We start from the raw sequence: 18,311 nt of genomic DNA, 5'->3' as shown, positions 1-18,311 counted from the left end.
GGCGATCCCGCCGAATGCACTGTCCTGTTGCTTCAGTAGCAAAGGATGAATGAATGGAAAGTTCACCATAGCAACGGTCGGTACGACATGGAGCGAGCGTGAATGAGACTGAATCTGTTGATCGATAAATCTGCATGGCTTGATTAGGCTGAACACATGACGTTGGACATTTTTGAGATGCCTCGCAACAGAAGACATAGTTTTATCGTTAATTTTTTAGTCATTATTCCCCAATGCTCTATGACACTTAAAGTCGATTTGTAAGTCTTTGAATGTTCATTAATTGACTGTAATTTAATGAGAAAATTGAGTTTTTTCGGTTTTTTTGTTAAAATTAACGGTGGTTTTAAAGGGGGTTTTTATGAAACTCGAATCTCGTATGCGTCAGTCGATCAATCGTCGTTCTGGCGTTGTGTTATCTCGATCGGACGTGGCTTCATTAGGAAGCCAGACTCAAGTCACACATGTGTTGAATTTGTTCGTAAAGAACGGGGAGCTTCTTCGTATTTCTCGTGGCGTTTACGCAAAAGCAAAAAAAGTGGCTGATAACAATATAAAAGCACAAGGAAGTCTTAATGTTATTATTCGTGAAGCGGCCGAAAAATTGGGTTTTGTGCTCCATCAGAAAAAGTTTTTCGTCACTAATGAAAATACTCTGACAGATGAAATTGTCGTTGAGACTGAAACGCCGAGAATAAAACGTAAATTTTTCATTAATGGCAAGACTGTTTTGTTTCGTTGTTACCACAGTAGACCTCGGGTTAGAGAAAATATTTTTCCTCTCGCTGAGATACTCCCCACTAAAGACGTTGCCCGTTATGTGTTAGAACTTGCGCGTTATCATAATGTTTCTTATTCCTATAATGCGATGGATCAGTGGGCTAATGCAGTGACTCGCTTGGCTGGTGACGAAGTTAAACATGATGGAATTGAAGATCTTCTTGTCGCTTTGAAACGTGCAGGAAAAATTTCCAAAAAAGACGTTGCTGTATTAGCTGTCAATTATCTGAGGGAGCGAAAGAAAAGTGTTTGATCCATTTAATGACTTTGAGCGATCTGGCTACCTACGAAACCTTTACGGAGAAAAAGATCCAGAAATTATTCGAGAACTTGAGCATACAATGTTTCGAGCTGGATTAGACGATGCTTTAGCTTACCTGGAGAGTCGCGGCACTCTGTGTTATCAGGATTTTTTGGAAGTTCATAAAATTCTGTTTCAGGAGTTTTATCCATGGGCTGGTCAAGATCGACAGATTACAGCACCTAATTGTTCTGTATCAAAGGCTGGCACGGTTTTCTGTCACCCTCAGGATGCGCGCCGGGCTGTTGATGAAGGATTACGCATAGGACAGGACAAGGATTCTATGTTTAAGCGTCCTGGAGACGTCATGGGTTTTTTTGCGTACGGTCATCCATTTCTCGATGGAAATGGGCGCACTATGTTGATTATCCATAGCGAACTTTGTCATCGAGCTGGTTTTTCGATCAATTGGCATCTGACTAATAAAATGGATTACCTAAAAGCGTTAAGCGCTGAGATTGAATCTCCTTTGAAAGGGCATTTGGACAGCTATTTAGAACCTTTTAAAGGGCAATCTCAAGACCGAGTATCTTGGGGCGAAACTATCCATGATCTTCAAGGTTTAGATGGGCAAAGCATTAAAAATACGGTTGATGGTGAGTACTCAGATAAGTTGGTGGCTGAGAAGTATCAATCGTTTGATTTTAATCGAGGATTGTGAAAAAAAGAGTGTCGTTATAGGTAAAAAATTCCTTCAAAGTGTGATGATAACTCATTTTTTTCTGAAAAATAAATTTTACCTTTACATTATTGATATTATGGTGGTGTTATTTTGTGTCAGGTTTTTTAGTTGCCACCGAAAATAATCATAATATCCCTTAAGTGTGTTTTTTAAAACCCTCTCCCTGTCTTTTAGTATTTAATTTTAATGTGAATCTTATTGGTGTATTCACTATATTTTTTTTATAATTAAATTGATGTTGATCAATATCTGAAATTTTTAGGGGTTTTATATATTGCTACAGGTTTTTAACTAACCTGTTCTTGATAGATATGATTATGAAAAACCCACACTTTGGAGATAGGAATGGAAACTTATAAAGATATAGACAACGATTCTGGTGTTGTTGGATATGAAATCGGTGATCAATCTATAGAGGTTTGGTTCTCTGGTACAGCCAGAAGTTATACATATAGCTATAATGTTGCTGGTGCTACTCATGTCGAAAATATGAAAAAGCTTGCAAGGAATGGCGATGGTTTAAATGCTTACATTAACAAATTCGTGAAATTTAAATACGATCGTTGATTTTATATAAATGGCGGCTGATTATAGTCGCCAACTCCGGCAGTGTTTTCCTTCCCGCTTCAATACATCCATTTCTCCACCACGGCATCGCCCAGTCGTTCACGCAGCAGTTCTTCATTGTCCTCTTCGCCATGCACTTCCAGCAGGCACTTGAACATCAGGATATCCAGATACTGGCCCACGTCGGGAAACATCTGCGTCAGCATCGGCGAGCTGTCGTGATCGAAGTACCACACCTCGCCCGTTTCACTATGGAAGCACCACATATTGCCGTTGCCCAGATAGTCACCGAAGACAACCAGCTTATTGACCAGTGACCACTGTGCGTCGGCATCAGGCGCACCGTCCAGAATATCCGTAATGCCGGGATAGGCGCTGTGCAGCGGTTCGATGGTGGCGTATTTTGCGGGTGCCACGCTGCACAGCGTTTCTGCCAGGTCCAGGGTGCCAATCTGCTCATGATAGGTGCGCAGTAACGAGGGGATTGTGCAGCCCAGGCGCTGTTCAAGTGCGTCGACCTCTTCTGGTTTGACCGGCGTGAGAGGCGAAGGGTTTTCCCATTGGTCGAGCCAGGCCAGTGTGCAGTCACGCCACCACTTCAGTCTTGCCGTGTCGTCGGCAAATTCCGGCAAGATAAGCTCAGTCGTCATCACTAAGCTCCCGTAGCATCGGGCAGGCCACGGACCTGGATAGGCTCTCTGACGGCATTGGCCGCGAGTAACCGTAGCAGCGCGGAAATCGCAGTGTCAGTCAGCTCATGTCCCTTGGTGAGCACCATTAAACCGTTTGTGGTCAGGATATCTTCATCGACCACCCAGCCCGGTACCAGATCACGAATCCGCGCCGAACGCACGCCAGTCGCGTTCGCGCGAAAGTCAGACAAAGATTTAATGATGTACTCGGGGATAGGGGGCCGCGCTGCACGCAGAACATCCCAGGGGTGATCGAGGTTCTCGCCCCGGGTGATGTGCCGTTGCAGTTCCAGCGCGGCACGCAGTAGCTGCGCGCCACGAATCACCTCCGTGGGGGCACTGATTGGCGCTTCTATCGCCTGATGACGAATAATCTCGGCGACCCGTTCCAGGCGTGGAATACCCGCGACCAGACGACTGGCGACCTCCGGGTGCTCCTGAAGGAGCTTTTTCTCATCGGCAGTGAGTTTTCGCTGGGCGGCATCGGCCTGCATAATATCGGCCGGGATGCCCACACAGCCGATCTGGCTTAAAGAGGCCGCGATGGTGTAAATCCATTCGTCAGCCCACCCCAACTTCGGCAGGGCATGTTGAACACAAGATTGGGCAAAAGCCGCACGCTGGAAGGCCCAGGGAGCGACCATCGCCAGCACTTCCGTCATCGTTTTGACGGAGGCGGTCAGGGTGGTTGCCAGTAATTCCTTTTCTGCGCGCACTAAACGGTACTGATTGACGGCATCATTCAGGGCCGAAAACAGATCCTCGCGTGGACAAGGCTTGCAGAGATAACGAAAGATGGCCCCCTTGTTGATAGCAGCGATGGAGGACTCCACGTCGGCCTGTCCCGTCAGGAGGATGCGTACACTGTCAGGGGAGACTTCACGCACTTTAGCGAGGAAGGTCGCCCCATCCATACCGGGCATGCGCATATCTGACATAATCACGGCAAAAGGTTCGCCCCGGGCTACGGCGTCCAGCCCTGCATCACCACTTTGGGCGACCACAACATCGAATTCACCAAACAGATTGCGCTCCATTGCGGCAAGGACATTGGGCTCATCATCTACGCACAGCACCCGGGGTAAGGCGGTTTCAGTCATCGAGATTTTCCTGCGAATGGGTGAGCATCTCTTGCCACAAGGGCAGTTGATCCAGCACACCAGTGTGGTCGAGATAGTCCGTATCAGGGACAACGTTATTAGCAAGAGCGACCGCGACGTGAACGGTACCGATTACGCCGAAGTGTTGGTCCAGGGAAAGCGCAGGTTGCACATGGTTGGCTACGGCCTCCACGATATCGATGGGCAAGCCCCATAACGCCAGCAGATAGGCACCTACTGCAGCATACAGCGGAATATTCCCACACGTGGTTGCCATCATATACGCAGGTTCCCTCATTTCAGGGATCAGAAGCGCGATGCGGGCAAGCAGTGCTGCCGTGGATTCCACGCCCTGATGGTTTGAAAAGCGTGCCGCTAGCGTGGAGGCGAGCAAAGCATGCCTCTGTAGCTGTTCGACATAAGGATCTGTCCCGGCTTCAGAAAAGATCTGAGAGGCGAGAACGAGTAATTTCACTTGTTCCAGCCCTAAATGGGTGATGGCGTTGCCGATGTCATGAATATGATTGCCTCTGGCGAAATAAGCGGAATTGGCCAGCTGCATAATTTTGGCACTCAGGGCCGGATCGCTTCCCAGAAGTGCGGCAATGTGTCGGGTATCGCTGTTGGGACTGGCCATCAGACGACTCACTTCGGTAAACACTTTTGGGGCAGCAGGCAAGCGGTTGATACGGCCTACGATCTCGATCACCGCAGGATCCTGAAACATATCGCGCAGGGAAAGTGCACTGCCTACCATGGTAAGCAGCACCGAGCTGTCGCAGGGTTTTGACACAAAACGGTGCGCGACATCAAGCATTCGCAGGGTGGCATCGGGGTCAGAGTAACCGGAAAGGATGATACGTATCGTACCTGGCCAGCGGCTGCGTACCTGGCTCAGCAATTCTGCACCATCCATAAACGGCATGCGCATGTCGGAAACCACCACGTCAGCCGGTATCTCTTCCAGCAACTTCAGCGCTTCGTGGCCGCTGCCGGCAAAGCGGCATTCCCAGTCGGTATCCTGCATCACCAGGGCTCTTTCAATACCTGATAATACGCGGCTTTCATCATCGACAAACATCACTTGCATTACGGCTATTCCTCTGTCTGGCACTGAAGAGGTAACTGCAGGATAAACGTGGTACCTACGCCGACTTCCGATTCACAACGGATCTGCCCGCCATGTTTGTCCACTACGGTGGAATAAACAATCGCCAGCCCTTGCCCCGTCCCTTTACCTACCGCTTTGGTGGTGAAGAAGGGATCAAAAATGCGGTCGCGAATGGCAGCAGGAATGCCTGAGCCATCATCTGTGACCCGGATCACCATCGATTCACCCAGTTGTGCAGCGGACACCGTAATCAGGCCTTTTTCTTTGACTCCTTCCTGAATAGTGTCCGCAATGGCGTGTGCAGCATTAACCACCAGATTGAGAATAGCCTGGCCAATCATGTCGCGTAAGCAGGGCAGTGGCTGCAGGTTATCTTCGAAGTGTGTTTCGAGCTCCGCTATATATTTCCATTCATTGCGGGCAACGGTGACCGTGGTGTTGATGACGTCACGGATATCAACCCGTTCTTTCTCACCTTGAGAAGGATGAGAAAATTCCTTCATGGCGGAGACGATTTTGGCAATATGCCCCAGCCCTTCCAGGGATTCATCGAGAGCACCCGGGATTTGGCGTCGTAGAAAATCCATTTTAGAACGTTTGAGAGTGGCATCGAACTCTGCCACTGCGGGATCGTCAGCCAATTTCACACGAGCGGTGTCAGCCAGCGTCAACGCCGCATCCAGCAGGTTGAGCAGCGACACCGTCGCATTTTTCACGAACCCCACGTTGTCCGATACATACTGGGTAGGGGTATTGATCTCGTGAGCAATGCCCGCAGCGAGCTGGCCTATCGACTCCATCTTTTGCGCCTGAAGCAGCTGAGTCTGGGCAAAGCGTAACTCAATCAGGGCTTTTTCCAGCTCATGGCGTTCATTTTCCAGCTCCAGCGTCTTGCGGGCGACCACTTTCTCAAGGCCGACGTTTTGTTCCAAAATCGCAAATGGTGTGGAGTGGTTGTGCCTTGCCTCCCGGACTATGCGGCGTTTAAGCACATCAATCGTCTTGTCGCGCGCGGTGAGCTTGCGTTGATAGTCTTCAGTAGACAGAGGCGTGACAGGCATTGAGGGGAATGTGTTTTCAGACATTGTTTTTCCCTCCAATGGCTATGCCGGTGAAGGTCTGGTTAACGTGCAACCCGTTGTACTGCTCACCATAGGTTGAAAACCCGACGACACGATTCTCTACCATCACCTCGCCAATCTGTTGCTCAAGGCCTTCCTGCTCAAACTGCAGCCGACGCAGAATACAATCGCAGCCGATGATGACAGCAGGTTCGGAAATGGTTTCGTTAACTTTGGCAAAGGCCTGTCTTAATGTCTCCACGGGATCTTTCGCTTCACCGATGGCGACAATCAAACCTTCTTCAATAGCGCAGTAACACGTCAGGGAGAGATCTTCGTTGATTTTCTGGATTGAACGGACGTAAGGTTCGTCACCGAAGGAAAGCACCAGCGGGTTACGCGAAAACACGGTCGGCGTCAATTCCGCTACTGTTAACCCGAGAGCTTCTGCATACACCTGGGCTGCTGGTTCACCGTTTATTTCCAGGATAAGCCGCTTCTCTGGGTCAGCCTCGGTGATGATCAGTTCGACATCACTGGGTTCGAAATGCTGGACCTTGAAGGTGGCAACGGGGGAATGGGTTTCGACAACGGCAAAGACTGCGGCGTTAGAAATAAAATTCCCGTTGCCATCATAGACGTGCGTTTTTTCGAATCGCAGGTCATCGCCAGCGGAGCCACCAATGATCGGTACGTTCCCGATTTGCTGATAGAGGTTGGCGACCAGATGCTCCTCGGCCATCGACAGGCCGTCAACCAATAACAAGCCGAAGCGCTGCATATTGGGCCTGGCCTCAGTATCACAACGGATCGCTTCAGCGATCTCGGCGGTCACCCGACTGTACTCAGCCAAAGGATGGATCATAAACGAGTGGGTTCGAAACCCTCCTCCCAATCCAAGCCCGACCAGACCGGAGTGTTGGAACCCCCCCGTACCAATCTGGCCTGATGATGTACAACCGACACAGGGACAGGAGAAAGCTTTTTTCATTTCTTGCCCCAACACCTCGAGGTCGTAATCAGGTGAACAGAAGAAAATGAGCGTGTCGATGTCTTGCTTGCCTAACTGATTGGCAAATTCGGCAACCGCCGCGATCGGATCTTGCAACGCGCTGCTGGCATAGATGAGCTGACTATTCACGACGATTTCTCCTGATTGAAATAAGAAACATTCGCCTGGCATTGGGAAGGATTTGATAAGAGAATCTGTCAGATAATTCTGTAAAGCCAGACTAGGACTTTGTGGTTAAAATAGCAAACAGGCAAAAAAGTCTTATCCGTTTTTGCTATGCAGAATGGCAACCTATTCCGCTTTGCATTTGCTTAAGTCGGAGTGGATATCATTGGTCATTTTTTTAAAGGGGCATGTCCTGACAGGGAGTTTGAGTTAGAAAGATATTTTTGTTTGAGAAATGTTATTAATGCTTCTTAAGACGGATGTGCCGGAATATCAGGGTCGGTGCAGCGATGACATGAAAAAAGAGTCTGGCAGCATGATAAGAAAGAGGCTGCCATTCGACATCAAGCGAGGATCCTCCCCACTATGTTTTCACTGAAAGCACTGAGCCTGGTGTTGCTTTGTATTACGTTGCTGTCGCTGGGAGCAAGCCTGGCGCAGGCCACGCGCCATAATGACGCGGGCGCTCAGGGATGGGCGACGGCGCGGCGCGATGCTTCCGGGCAGGCGCCCGATCCGCAGCGCTATGCCAGGATGGCGATTGTGCAGGTTTATGCGGCCCCCACCTACGGCTGGAAAGGGGCGGTGGCAGTGCATCCCTGGATTATCTACAAACGTGCCGGGGAGACGCGTTACACCCGCTATGAGGTGATCAGCTGGGGCAGCGACGATAAAGTGCGGCGTAACCGCAATCTGCCGGATGCTTACTGGTATGGCTCACGTCCTCGCCTGCTGGTGGAGCATCGTGGGGCAGAAGCTGAAGCGATGATCCCTGGGATCGTGGCGGCGATTGCCTCTTATCCCTGGCCGCAAACCTATCACGCCTGGCCTGGCCCCAACAGCAACACCTTCCTGGCCCATATTGGCCGTGAAGTGCCCGCGTTAAAGCTTAATCTGCCCGCCAATGCGATTGGCAAAGATTACCGTTCGCTGCTGAACCCCATCGGGTTGCCGCCTTCCGGGCGCGGATTGCAGGTGTCGGTGCTGGGCGTCGCTGCCGTCACGCTGGGCGCAGAAGAGGGATTTGAAATCAATGTGCTGGGGCTGAATCTGGGGCTGGGGTTCTCTCCTTTACAGCTGCGCTTACCCTTTATCGGTGGCCTGGGCAGCGATAATCTGCAAAAAGAAAGCCCCGAAACCTGACATTGCGCCCTGTCGCCACAAATTCCCGCCGTCCACCACAAAATGAATAGAGTCACGAAAGTTGTCAATTGACAACTTTCGTGTGAGGTTCGATACTGGCAGAAATATCGCTGCCAACAATTTGAACGCAATGGAAGGAATAACTTGCCATGGAATACACCTTCACACTGAAATATCAGTTAACCGATCAGGCTGGAACGAGTGATGTACTGGTTGAACGGCTGGCTGAGGCGGGCTGTGACGATGCGCTGATTGGTCTGGGCATTCCAGGGCGTATCGCGCTGGAGTTTATTCGTGAAGCATCATCAGCGCAGCAGGCGATGGAGAGCGCACTGGAACAGATCCGTAGCGTGCTGCCGGATGCCCGGCTGTTTGAAGTCTCACCCGATTATGTCGGGTTAACGGATGTCGCTGATCTGATAGGCGTTACCCGGCAAAATATGCGCAAGCTGATGCTGGCGCATTATCTTACCTTTCCGGCACCGATCCACGAAGGGATTGCGACGATCTGGCATCTTGCTGATGTGCTGACGTGGCTGGAAAGCCGGGGCGGCTACCGCGTTCCTGAGAATGTTCAGGAAGCGGCAGCCGCTGCGTTAAACCTCAATCTTAGCAACGAGATTCTGCGGCACCGCTCTCAGCCAGATACTCTCTGACCATTTCATCAAATGATTCATTAGCCTGGAAACCGAGCTGGCGCGCATAGCTCGCGTGGAAGTCACCGGGCCAGGAGTTAACGATGTTAGCGATGGTCTGGTCTGCCTGGTAGCGTATGTGCGACAGCACGCCAGCGCTATGGATGCGGCTAAGCGACGCCAGCATCTCCTCCACCGTAACGGACAGGCCGCACAGGTTAATGACCCTGCCTTTGTCCAGCGCATCACTGTTCAGTTCATGGCCGAGGATCAGCGCCTGGACGGCCCTGGCCGGGGACATCAACCACAGGCGTGTAGCCAGGCTGACCGGGCAGGTCGCGCTCTCCCCGTTGAGCGGTTCGCGAATGATGCTGCTGGCGAAACTGGAGGCGGCAGTATTGGGTTTACCAGGGCGTACAACAATAGTTGGCATACGCAGGCTGCGGCCATCGAGAAATCCTTTGCGGCTGTAGTCAGACAGCAACAGGTCGTTCATCGCTTTCTGAGTGCCGTAGGAGCTTTGCGGCATCCACACCTGGTCGTCAGGCACTTTCTCGGGCAGTTTACCGCCGAACACCGCGACGGAGCTGGTGGTGACCAGCCGCACACACTGCGGCAGTGCGCGCAGTCTTTCCATTATCTGGCGCGCGCCATCAACGTTGATTTTCATGCCAAGATCGAAATCCTGTTCCGCCTGGCCGGAAACCACCGCCGCCAGGTGAAAGACCGAATCGGTCTGTTCACCAATCAGCGTTTCCAGACTGCCAGGCTGACTGATATCACCGCATTGCACCGAAAGGCGCGGATCGTCGATGCCCTCAAGGGGCGCGATATCAATCGCGGTAAGCCGTTTAATGGCTTGTGGTTGTCCGTGCGCGTTATGCAAGCAGCCTTTAGCCAGCAGCGCCTGCACCAGTTTTTTTCCCAGAAAACCGGCAGCGCCGGTAACGACAATATTCATACTGTGCCTCGTATAGGTTAGCGGTTGACGATGCGACCGGGGATCAAAAAGATCGCCGCTGCGCCCACGAACAGCGTGCCGGAGATAATCAACATGCCGGTCAGGGTGGAGTGCGTGAGATCGGTCAACAGGCCCATCAGCCAGGGGGCGACAAAGCCGGCCAGGTTACCAACAGAGTTAATCAGCGCGATGCCGATAGCCGCCATGGTGCCGCCAAGAAAGGCCGTTGGCAGGCTCCAGAACAGGGGAAGGGTGCTTAACCCACCGGCTGCGCCCAGCGTCAGACCAACCATGGCAATCCACAGGTTGTTGCTGTAGATCGCCGAAATCACCATGCCGACGCCGCCGATGATGGCAATGACGGCAAGATGCCAGCGGCGCTCGCGATGTTTGTCGGCGCTGCGTGCGGCGACCATCATGGTTATCATGGCGGCGGCATAAGGGAGGGTTGTCAGCAGACCGACGGTAAACACATCCTCAACGCCTGCGTTGTGTACCAGCGTAGGCAGCCAGAAGCTGACGGTATAAAAACCGGCAATCAGGCAGAAGTAGATAAACGTCAGCAGCCACAGCCTGCCGTTGCACAATACGTTGTGCAGGGTTGCCTGTTCCTCTGACGGCGAGGACGGGCACGCATCCTCCTTCAGGCGGCTTTTCAGCAGCGCTTTCTCCTCGGCACTCAGCCAGTGAGCCTGTTCCATGCGGTCGGGCAAAAGCCACAGCACCAGTAGCCCAATCAACAGTGACGGCACGCCCTGAATAATAAACAGCCACTGCCAGCCCGCCAGACCGTGAGCATGATGGAAATAAGCCATAATCCAGCCGGAAACCGGGCCACCCAGCAGCCCGGACAGCGGAACGGCGGCGGCAAACAGCGCGAACATTTTCCCCCGGCGATACGAAGGGAACCACAATGACAAATAGAGAATCACCCCGGGGTAAAACCCGGATTCGGCCAGGCCAAGCAGAAAACGCACGGCATAAAACTGAAATGGCGTGGTGACCAGTGCCGTTAGCGGCGCGATGATGGCCCAGGAGACCAGCAGGATTGCCAGCAGTCGACGCGCACCAAACCGATGCAGCGCCATATTGCTCGGCACCTGAAAGAAGAAGAAACCGATAAAGAAAATACCTGCGCCCAGTCCGTAAACGGTTTCAGAAAAGGCGAGGTCGCTCGACATCTGGAGTTTAGCAATGCCGACGTTAATACGATCGAGATAAGCAAAGATGTAGCTGACGGTGAGGATGGGCAGGATGCGCCAGGCGGCACGTTTCCAGGCCTGCTCTTCCGCATCGCTGATAATCTGTGGCGGAGCAGGAACCGCTGTTGATGGATTCATAGGACTTCCTTTGTCGCGTAGAGTGCGGAGACATCCTTTCTTCAGGCAACAGTTGTCCTGCTCCGGTTATCACGGGATAAACCCGTGACCAGAAGAGGCAACTGAACAGAAGGATTGTTGTTTTTTGTTAGACTAGGGACAGCGAAGGAGAAAATCTGCGCAATAAATCACATCATTAACCATGAGTTATCATTTTATAACAAAATACGTAATGTCTTATTCATCAGTGCAACAGGAAGATCGTCGCCAGCCCGAGGAAGATAAAGAAGCCGCCGGTATCGGTCAGCGCGGTGATCAGCACGCTGGAACCAACCGCCGGATCGCGTTTCATTTTGATCATCAGTAGTGGGATCAGAACACCCATCAAAGCGGCCAGCAGCAGGTTAAGCAGCATCGCCAGCATCATTACGCCGCCAAGCGCCGGGTTACCGTACATCGCCCAGGTGACGCCGCCCATGATCCCGCCCCAGCACAGGCCGTTAATCAGCGCCACGCACAGTTCACGTCCAATCAGAAACGTAAAGTTCCCCGGCTCCACCTGGTGAAGCGCCAGCGCACGCACAATCATGGTGATGGTCTGATTACCGGTGTTGCCACCAATCCCGGCGACAATCGGCATCAGCGCGGCCAGTGCCACCAGTTGCGAAATCGTGTGCTCAAACAGGCCAATAACGCGTGATGCAATAAAGGCAGTACACAGATTGATTGCCAGCCAGGCCCAGCGGGTGCGGACTGATTTTCTCACCGGGGCGAAGATCTCCTCGCCCGGATTCACGCCACCCATTTTACGAATGTGGCTGTCGTTCTCTTCGTTGACCAGGTCGACCACATCCTCAATGGTGACGCGCCCCATCAGTTTGCCTTTGGCATCAATAACGGCAGCAGAAATCAGGTTATAACGTTCGAAGGAACCGGCTGCCTCTTCGGCTTTATCGTCGATCAGAAAAGTGGTCGGGCGATCGTTCATCACCTCATGCACCCTTTTGTCAGGCGTATTGAGCAGAATTTCCGTCAGCGGCAGCTCACCCAGCAGGCGGTTATTTTTATCGGTGATAAACAGTTTATCGGTGCCATCGGGAATGGACTTTCTCCGGCGCAGGAAACGTTGCACGGTAGCCAGGGTGACATCGGCGCGCATGGTGACCAGCTTGAAGTCCATAATGCGACCAACGCGGTCGCGGTCGAAATGCATCACATCCAGAACGCGTGAACGCAGTTCCGGGTCAAGTGACGTCAGCAGGCGTCCCGTTAAGTCGCGCGACAGATATTTGGCAATATAGGCCTGTTCATCAATATCCAGAGGCGCGATAGCGCGCAGCAGGTCGCGGTCGCTCATCTCCTCCGTCAGGCTTTCCCAGACGTTTTCGGATGCCTCAACAAGCACCTGACCACGGCGGTCATTACCAATCAGTCGCCACAGCGCCAGGCGCTCATCTTCCGGCAGCGCTTCCAGCAGGTCTGCAATGTCGGCGGCATGCAGCAGGGGAAGGGTGTGCTTAATCTCGTCAACTTGCTCACGATGAACCTCAGCTTCGGCTGGCGATTCACGCAGCGGGCGTTCATGTAACGTGTCGACAAGATCGCTGTCATTCAGCAGGAGATTAAGAATACGGCTACGAATTTCGGCCAGTCGCTGAACATGGGAAGGTGCTACAGACATACAACATCCTTTTGTCTGGCTAAAAAAAGAAGAAGACGAAATGAAGTTACAGTCTAGCGGATTTCAGACATAACTAATCGGCAAAAGCTCCGAAAAGCATCTGCTTATTATTGCCACCGGGTTGTGGCTACTTATCGTTTACGACGGTCGTGGGGATCGCAGGGGCGTTTTTTTTCTGCTGGTGATGCTCGATAGCACCGGGAACGACATAAATCAGCCGTCCTAACAAAATGATAAAACTGACCAGCAAAATGACCCGGGTCATGCGTCCGGTTTTCTGGCGTTTTCTAAATGACATAGCGCTGTTCACGCAACATTTCCTGTGATTAGCCCAAATGGGCGATGTGTAATTTACGCACAGCGGGCTACCGAGGTCAATGGGATAAAGATATTGTGATAACGACGGGGATGTGGCTAATAGATTCATTTAGTTAACATCGTAGCGAATACGCTCTCCTTTTCTTCCGCATTAATTGTCATTAAATTGATCTAGATTAATTTATGATGGAGTGTTGCTCTTACATTATTGCAACATTTCATAAGATCTTTTCGTTCATAAGCATTTCGATGGCTGATATTTTTGAATACAAATGCAAAAACCCCACTTAAAACACATCCTATCCCAATGAAAAAAATTGCTCTTTTTAAGCGCCTTGTCAACCGTTGGTGGGGATTACCCATGATGCTGGCGCTGTTGCTCATGCCATTGTCGTCCTCGCTATCCGTCAGGCTGTGGATCCCTGGCGGCTATGTTTATCTTATCTACCTGCCTCTGGCGATGATGATTGCCCTGTTAATGGTTTTTGACTGGGCTGCTCTGCCCGGCATTTTCATGGCGCTATGTGTTCACTATTTTTCCCGTTATACCTGTTTGCAAGCCGTGTTGATTATCTCCATATTCCTTGCCACGTTGATGCTCTGCTGGTGGGGGTACCGTAGTCAGGAGAGGGTGCGCTGGGGGATCAGTTTTGGTGAACTGTATCTGGCCTCGGTCCGTCTTTTTTGGCTGGCATTTGCTATGCCGACGGTGTTTATTTTGTTGAATCAGCTGATGATGCCGTTGGGAATTTTACCGAAAAACAATTCGGTTTTTGCCCCTGACCCTTTTTCATTGCATACCCTGCTCAACTATCAATCGACGCTGCTGGCCTCGCTTGCCCTGTCGCAGTTGTTTTATTTTTTGATTCGCATTTTGCGCACTCCCCGGTTTTTATCCATTTTTATCGATCGCTGTAAGCGGCAGTGTTCTCCCTCGGTCACACGCCATGAGTGGTTGATATGGCTGGTGATGCTGATGACGTCACTGATGATGCTGACGCAGTTGAGGTCCAGCCCGGAGAATTTGCTGACTACTGAGTATGGCGTGCCTTTTTTATTGCCGCTGATGCTGTGGGCCGCTCTGCGTTTTGGCTATCTCTTTACTTCCCTCAGTTGGGGGGTATTGCTGATGGCGCTGTACCAGTATCACGATCGTTTTATGAGCGCCTCGGTGGAGCCGCATGACTTGGCAGTGGTTTCTGCTAACCTCCTGGTGTTCACGTTAACGATTTTACTGATGTCGGCCATCAGTACCCGGCAGCGTCGACTGCTGGCTAAGGCCCGTGAAATGGCGCTCACCGATCCGGTCATTGGTTTGCCGAATTTGCGTGCTTTAAGCAAGGATCTGGCCGTGAGTTCCGGTTCTGCGCTCTGTTTTTTGTGTATTCCTGATCTGGATCGCCTGAGCCGAACCTATGGTTTTCAACTGCGTATCCAGTATAAACGTAGCCTTGCTGTCCATCTCCAGCCCTACCTGCTTCCTGGAGAGGATGTTTATCAGCTTCCTGGTTTCGATTTAGTCTTACGTCTTGAGAATGCAGGGCATCAGTCACGCATCGAAGGGATTGAAGCCCGCCTGAAGGATTACCATTTGAGCTGGGATGGCCTGCCAATTCACCCTGATGTCGGGATCAGCTACTGCTCGGTTACTCCGCCAGTGCTCCATCTGTACGAACTTTTGGGTGAGATGAGTGCGATGGCACAAATGTCATTGCGCAGCGGTCACGCAGAAAATATGCAGCAGACTCAAAATGTGCCGGTACAAAGGCAAATCACGGAAAAAGTGGCGATGCTGCATGATATCCAGCAGGCATTGCAAAACGGTGGTTTTCATCTGATGGCGCAAAAGATAAAGGGGATTCGTGGCGACGATTATTATGAAGTCCTGCTGTTCATGGTGAATGCGCAGGGTGAACACATTAAACCCATGCATTTTCTGTCCGTGGTGCGCGAGTTCGGCCTGACGTGGGAAGTGGACAGTATGATGCTTGACCAGGCACTGGCATTTATCCATCGTCACCGGGAAAAAGTGCCAGGGATTCGTTTTGCGGTCAATTTTTTTGCTGCAACGTTATGCCGCCCACAGTTCGTGGAAGATATTGAGTCTCGTCTTAAAGTGAATGATATCGAGCCGTGGCAGCTAATTGTGGAAGTGGAAGAGTCGCCAATTCTTAGCGATCACAGCTGGGGGAATCGTTCTATTGCTCAGCTGCGCCATCTTGGCTGCCGGGTAGCGATTGACGATTTTGGTAAAGGGTATTCCAGCTATTCGCGTCTGAAACTGATACAGGCCGATATACTGAAAATCGATGGCAGCTTTGTGAACAATATGCTGGATAACAGCCTGGATTATCAGATTATACAATCGATCTGTGCTGTCGCGCGGCTGAAGCGAATGCAGGTGGTGGCTGAGTGCGTTGATACAGAAGATACTGCCGAAGCACTGCGTAAGCTGGGTGTGGATTACTTGCAGGGGAATATCGTGGGTTCGCCGATACCGTTATATGAGCTGGCCTCTGTACACACAGTGGCCAGCTCATCGGTCAGACCTTAACCATTGACTTCTGTGCCAGCAGCGTGGCAAAACGCAGGGAAATGCGTTGGCCATTTTCATCGGTTCTGTGCAGCTGGCCGATATCTTCATTGTATTTGACGATATGCCATTTACGGTAATAGTTGCTGAGTTCACCTGACTGAAAGGCGAAAGGAAAACCCTGGTTGCAAGGATAGTCACTGGTGTCCATCGCGGCCACGATCAGGTTATAACCGTCCCGTACCGTGCTGGCCTGCATATCTGCAATCAGCTGCGGGATGGTTTCAGGCTGCAGGAACATCATCACTACCGTTGACAGCACCAGGTTGTAAGCGCCGTTAAAGCGCAGCTGGTTGAGGTCCTGCTCAGCGGTATGAATGCCGCTCAGGTTTTCTGCGGCGATAATCTGATCAAGCTTTGCCAGGCTGGCCGGATTTTTATCCCATGCCGTCACCTCAAAGCCTTTGCTGTTGAGATACAGCGTATTTCGTCCGCTGCCGCAGCCGACATCCAGCGCTTTACCGCCGTCAATTAAACCTAAGGCTTCCACCACTTCAGAATGAGGCGCGGTAAGCCCGTATTGCTTGCTGAAATCTCTTTCCGGATGTTGAGTCATGATTTTCAGTTCATCATTTTCAGTGTGTTATGCCAGTGGCTGACCAACAATAAGGCCGCCTGCGCGATGATATGCGCAAGCGTGGCCATTTTCCCGATAACGCTTAGCTCTCTTCCTGAATGGTCAGTTGCCAGCCAGTGACATCTTTCCAGTACGTCTGCTCACGTTCTAAATCCAGCTGAACCAGGTTGTTCTGGCTGAAGTAGCCCGCCGGGAACGTCAGGGTCCAGTTGCCATCGTCGGTTTGCAATTGAAGACCGCTCGGCTTGGTGGTCGCCTGGCGTTGATTGTTCAGCAATGTTCCCAGACGCAACAGGAAGACCAGCGGCAGGAATTGCTTACGTTTAAACAGCGTAAGGCGCGGCATATCTTCCACCTTCACGCCTTTGCGGTGGTAGCGTACCAGCGTGGCCAACAGCGTTTGTTGATCCTGATTAAACCCCGGGAGGTTGGTGTTTTGCAGGATATAAGCGGAATGCCGCTGCATACCGCTGTGGTTGATCGTCAGCCCAACTTCATGCAGCAGCGCCGCCCACTTCAACAGTGCGGCAAGCTGCGGGTTCGCCTGCCGGGTATTCTGTTCGCGCCATTGTTCGTAGAGTGACTCTGTGGTTTCCAGCACCCTGCGCGCCTGATCGCTGTCGATGGCGTAATGGTTCGCCAGGCTCTGGGCAGTACGGCTGCGAATATCCTGATGACGGAAGCGGCCTTCCATTTCATACAGCACACCTTCACGCAGCGCGCCATCTGACAGGCGCAGTTCGCGGATCGCAAGAGCATCAAACACGCCACAGAGAATGGCAAGGCCAGGAACAAACACGCCTTTACGCTCGTCAGAAAGACCGGGCAGGCTGAGGGCATCAAACGATTTGTGTTTGATCACCTCGGTGTACAGCATTTCAAGGCGCTCTGGGGTGATCAGTTTTTCTTTCTCTCCCATCGCCAGCAGCACTTCGCAGGCTGCTTTAATGGTGCCAGAGGCGCCCAGCGCAAACTGCCAGCCCATCAGACGGTACTGCCACGCCAGGGTTTCCAGTTTTTGCACTGCCGCCAGCCGGGCGCGGTTAAAGTTCTCTTTACTGATGACGCCGCCAGGGAAATACATATTGGCAAAGCTCACGCAGCCCATGCGGCGGCTTTCAACCAGCTTGGGTTCGAAGTCTTCACCAATAACCAGCTCGGTCGAACCGCCACCGATGTCGATCACCAGCTTGCGGCCTTTCTCCGGTTGAGTGTGTTCTACGCCCATAAAGATCAAACGGGCTTCTTCATGGCCGGAAATCACTTCAATCGGGTAGGGGATCACATCGGCGGCACGCTGGAGAAAATCTTCCGCGTTAATCGCCTGGCGCAGAGTATGCGTACCCACAATCGTGACGTTGGCCGGGCTGAAACCCTGTAAGCGCTCGGCAAACAGCGCCAGACAGCTTAAACCGCGCTGAATAGCCTCTTCGCTCAAGACGTTATTGTTGTCCAGTCCGTCAGCCAGATGCACGCGCTGTTTCAGGCGGCCGAGCACCTGCATCGCCCCGTCAACTACGCGGGCAATCACCATGTGAAAACTGTTCGAACCCAGGTCAATGGCAGCAAATTCCTGCGGTTTCGGCGTACTTTTATGGGAAATTGGCATAGTG

Annotated in this window: 17 protein-coding genes; 6 read left to right on the top strand and 11 right to left on the bottom strand. The window is 51.8% G+C overall.

Translation table 11 applies throughout. The features are described 5' to 3' along the window. The first annotated feature begins 361 nt into the window (after positions 1-361). The 3 genes from ACFL9S_RS04145 (at position 362) to ACFL9S_RS04135 (ending at position 2,330) form a co-directional block, all read left to right on the top strand. Positions 362-1,033: a hypothetical protein gene (locus ACFL9S_RS04145; protein ID WP_405260416.1), complete on the top strand. Its 672-nt coding sequence runs from the start codon at positions 362-364 to the stop codon at positions 1,031-1,033. Next, positions 1,026-1,742 (top strand): Fic/DOC family protein, encoded by a 717-nt coding sequence (locus ACFL9S_RS04140; protein WP_405260415.1) that lies wholly within the window; start codon positions 1,026-1,028, stop codon positions 1,740-1,742. Before ACFL9S_RS04145 ends, ACFL9S_RS04140 begins: the two co-directional genes overlap by 8 nt. Positions 1,743-2,108: 366 nt before the next feature. Beyond that, on the top strand, positions 2,109-2,330 hold the full coding sequence (locus ACFL9S_RS04135) for a hypothetical protein (protein WP_405260414.1): 222 nt from the start codon (positions 2,109-2,111) through the stop codon (positions 2,328-2,330). A gap of 59 nt (positions 2,331-2,389) precedes the next feature. On the opposite strand, the gene ACFL9S_RS04130 is transcribed toward ACFL9S_RS04135, so the two are convergent. Genes ACFL9S_RS04130 through ACFL9S_RS04110 form a run of 5 tightly spaced genes read right to left on the bottom strand, consistent with a single transcriptional unit; the run spans position 2,390 to position 7,435 of the window. Continuing rightward, positions 2,390-2,980, bottom strand: a complete 591-nt coding sequence (locus ACFL9S_RS04130) for an SMI1/KNR4 family protein (RefSeq protein ID WP_405260413.1) — start codon at positions 2,978-2,980, stop codon at positions 2,390-2,392. 2 nt (positions 2,981-2,982) lie between these two features. Beyond that, a complete protein-coding gene (locus ACFL9S_RS04125) occupies positions 2,983-4,122 on the bottom strand; it encodes a response regulator (protein ID WP_405260412.1) in 1,140 nt (379 codons plus the stop codon). Then, positions 4,115-5,212: an HDOD domain-containing protein gene (locus tag ACFL9S_RS04120; RefSeq protein ID WP_405260411.1), complete on the bottom strand. Its 1,098-nt coding sequence runs from the start codon at positions 5,210-5,212 to the stop codon at positions 4,115-4,117. The genes ACFL9S_RS04125 and ACFL9S_RS04120 overlap by 8 nt, the downstream gene beginning before the upstream one ends. 5 nt (positions 5,213-5,217) lie before the next feature. Next, a complete protein-coding gene (locus tag ACFL9S_RS04115; protein ID WP_405260410.1) occupies positions 5,218-6,318 on the bottom strand; it encodes a sensor histidine kinase in 1,101 nt (366 codons plus the stop codon). Beyond that, entirely contained in the window at positions 6,311-7,435 is a 1,125-nt protein-coding gene (locus ACFL9S_RS04110) for an FIST N-terminal domain-containing protein (RefSeq protein WP_405260409.1), read from the bottom strand. Before ACFL9S_RS04110 ends, ACFL9S_RS04115 begins: the two co-directional genes overlap by 8 nt. A 402-nt stretch (positions 7,436-7,837) precedes the next feature. Here ACFL9S_RS04110 and ACFL9S_RS04105 point away from each other — a divergent pair, with 402 nt between their 5' ends. Both ACFL9S_RS04105 and ACFL9S_RS04100 read left to right on the top strand, forming a co-directional pair. After that, a complete protein-coding gene (locus ACFL9S_RS04105) occupies positions 7,838-8,614 on the top strand; it encodes a DUF3750 domain-containing protein (RefSeq protein WP_405260408.1) in 777 nt (258 codons plus the stop codon). A gap of 149 nt (positions 8,615-8,763) precedes the next feature. After that, positions 8,764-9,270, top strand: coding sequence for a helix-turn-helix transcriptional regulator (locus ACFL9S_RS04100; protein WP_405260407.1), 507 nt, complete (start codon positions 8,764-8,766; stop codon positions 9,268-9,270). Here the strand turns inward: ACFL9S_RS04100 and denD are convergent. The 4 genes from denD to ACFL9S_RS04080 form a co-directional block, all read right to left on the bottom strand. After that, positions 9,224-10,210 carry a D-erythronate dehydrogenase gene (gene denD / locus ACFL9S_RS04095; protein ID WP_405260406.1) on the bottom strand — a complete coding sequence of 329 codons (987 nt, stop codon included), beginning with the start codon at positions 10,208-10,210 and terminating at the stop codon, positions 9,224-9,226. The genes ACFL9S_RS04100 and denD overlap by 47 nt on opposite strands. Before the next feature lie 17 nt (positions 10,211-10,227). Continuing rightward, positions 10,228-11,550, bottom strand: coding sequence for an MFS transporter (locus ACFL9S_RS04090; protein WP_405260405.1), 1,323 nt, complete (start codon positions 11,548-11,550; stop codon positions 10,228-10,230). Positions 11,551-11,773: 223 nt separating this feature from the next. Beyond that, entirely contained in the window at positions 11,774-13,210 is a 1,437-nt protein-coding gene (gene mgtE, locus ACFL9S_RS04085; protein WP_405260404.1) for a magnesium transporter, read from the bottom strand. A 127-nt stretch (positions 13,211-13,337) separates the two neighbouring features. Next, positions 13,338-13,520, bottom strand: a complete 183-nt coding sequence (locus ACFL9S_RS04080; RefSeq protein WP_133845889.1) for a YfgG family protein — start codon at positions 13,518-13,520, stop codon at positions 13,338-13,340. A gap of 369 nt (positions 13,521-13,889) precedes the next feature. Between ACFL9S_RS04080 and ACFL9S_RS04075 the strand changes: the two genes are divergently transcribed. Continuing rightward, complete coding sequence (locus tag ACFL9S_RS04075; RefSeq protein WP_405260403.1) at positions 13,890-16,082, top strand: EAL domain-containing protein; 2,193 nt, start codon at positions 13,890-13,892, stop codon at positions 16,080-16,082. Here ACFL9S_RS04075 and tehB read toward each other — a convergent pair. Both tehB and ppx read right to left on the bottom strand, forming a co-directional pair. Continuing rightward, positions 16,072-16,677 carry a tellurite resistance methyltransferase TehB gene (gene tehB / locus ACFL9S_RS04070; protein ID WP_405260402.1) on the bottom strand — a complete coding sequence of 202 codons (606 nt, stop codon included), beginning with the start codon at positions 16,675-16,677 and terminating at the stop codon, positions 16,072-16,074. The two genes, ACFL9S_RS04075 and tehB, sit on opposite strands and share 11 nt — an antisense overlap. A gap of 103 nt (positions 16,678-16,780) precedes the next feature. Further along, positions 16,781-18,307: an exopolyphosphatase gene (gene ppx / locus ACFL9S_RS04065; RefSeq protein ID WP_405260401.1), complete on the bottom strand. Its 1,527-nt coding sequence runs from the start codon at positions 18,305-18,307 to the stop codon at positions 16,781-16,783. Positions 18,308-18,311 lie beyond the last annotated feature (4 nt).

This window comes from Erwinia sp. AnSW2-5, assembly GCF_045107195.1.
Lineage (GTDB): Bacteria > Pseudomonadota > Gammaproteobacteria > Enterobacterales > Enterobacteriaceae > Erwinia.
Note: the sequence above shows the minus strand (reverse complement) of the source record. Positions and strands in the feature narration are given on the sequence as shown.

Excerpts from the sequence above, each read along its gene's own strand:
- ACFL9S_RS04145 (WP_405260416.1), top strand. The coding sequence starts at position 362 with ATGAAACTCGAATCTCGTATGCGTCAGTCGATCAATCGTCGTTCTGGC.
- ACFL9S_RS04135 (WP_405260414.1), top strand. The coding sequence starts at position 2,109 with ATGGAAACTTATAAAGATATAGACAACGATTCTGGTGTTGTTGGATAT.
- ACFL9S_RS04130 (WP_405260413.1), bottom strand. The coding sequence starts at position 2,980 with ATGACGACTGAGCTTATCTTGCCGGAATTTGCCGACGACACGGCAAGA.
- ACFL9S_RS04125 (WP_405260412.1), bottom strand. The coding sequence starts at position 4,122 with ATGACTGAAACCGCCTTACCCCGGGTGCTGTGCGTAGATGATGAGCCC.
- ACFL9S_RS04120 (WP_405260411.1), bottom strand. The coding sequence starts at position 5,212 with ATGCAAGTGATGTTTGTCGATGATGAAAGCCGCGTATTATCAGGTATT.
- ACFL9S_RS04115 (WP_405260410.1), bottom strand. The coding sequence starts at position 6,318 with ATGTCTGAAAACACATTCCCCTCAATGCCTGTCACGCCTCTGTCTACT.
- ACFL9S_RS04105 (WP_405260408.1), top strand. The coding sequence starts at position 7,838 with ATGTTTTCACTGAAAGCACTGAGCCTGGTGTTGCTTTGTATTACGTTG.
- ACFL9S_RS04100 (WP_405260407.1), top strand. The coding sequence starts at position 8,764 with ATGGAATACACCTTCACACTGAAATATCAGTTAACCGATCAGGCTGGA.
- denD (WP_405260406.1), bottom strand. The coding sequence starts at position 10,210 with ATGAATATTGTCGTTACCGGCGCTGCCGGTTTTCTGGGAAAAAAACTG.
- ACFL9S_RS04090 (WP_405260405.1), bottom strand. The coding sequence starts at position 11,550 with ATGAATCCATCAACAGCGGTTCCTGCTCCGCCACAGATTATCAGCGAT.
- mgtE (WP_405260404.1), bottom strand. The coding sequence starts at position 13,210 with ATGTCTGTAGCACCTTCCCATGTTCAGCGACTGGCCGAAATTCGTAGC.
- ACFL9S_RS04075 (WP_405260403.1), top strand. The coding sequence starts at position 13,890 with ATGATGCTGGCGCTGTTGCTCATGCCATTGTCGTCCTCGCTATCCGTC.
- tehB (WP_405260402.1), bottom strand. The coding sequence starts at position 16,677 with ATGACTCAACATCCGGAAAGAGATTTCAGCAAGCAATACGGGCTTACC.
- ppx (WP_405260401.1), bottom strand. The coding sequence starts at position 18,307 with ATGCCAATTTCCCATAAAAGTACGCCGAAACCGCAGGAATTTGCTGCC.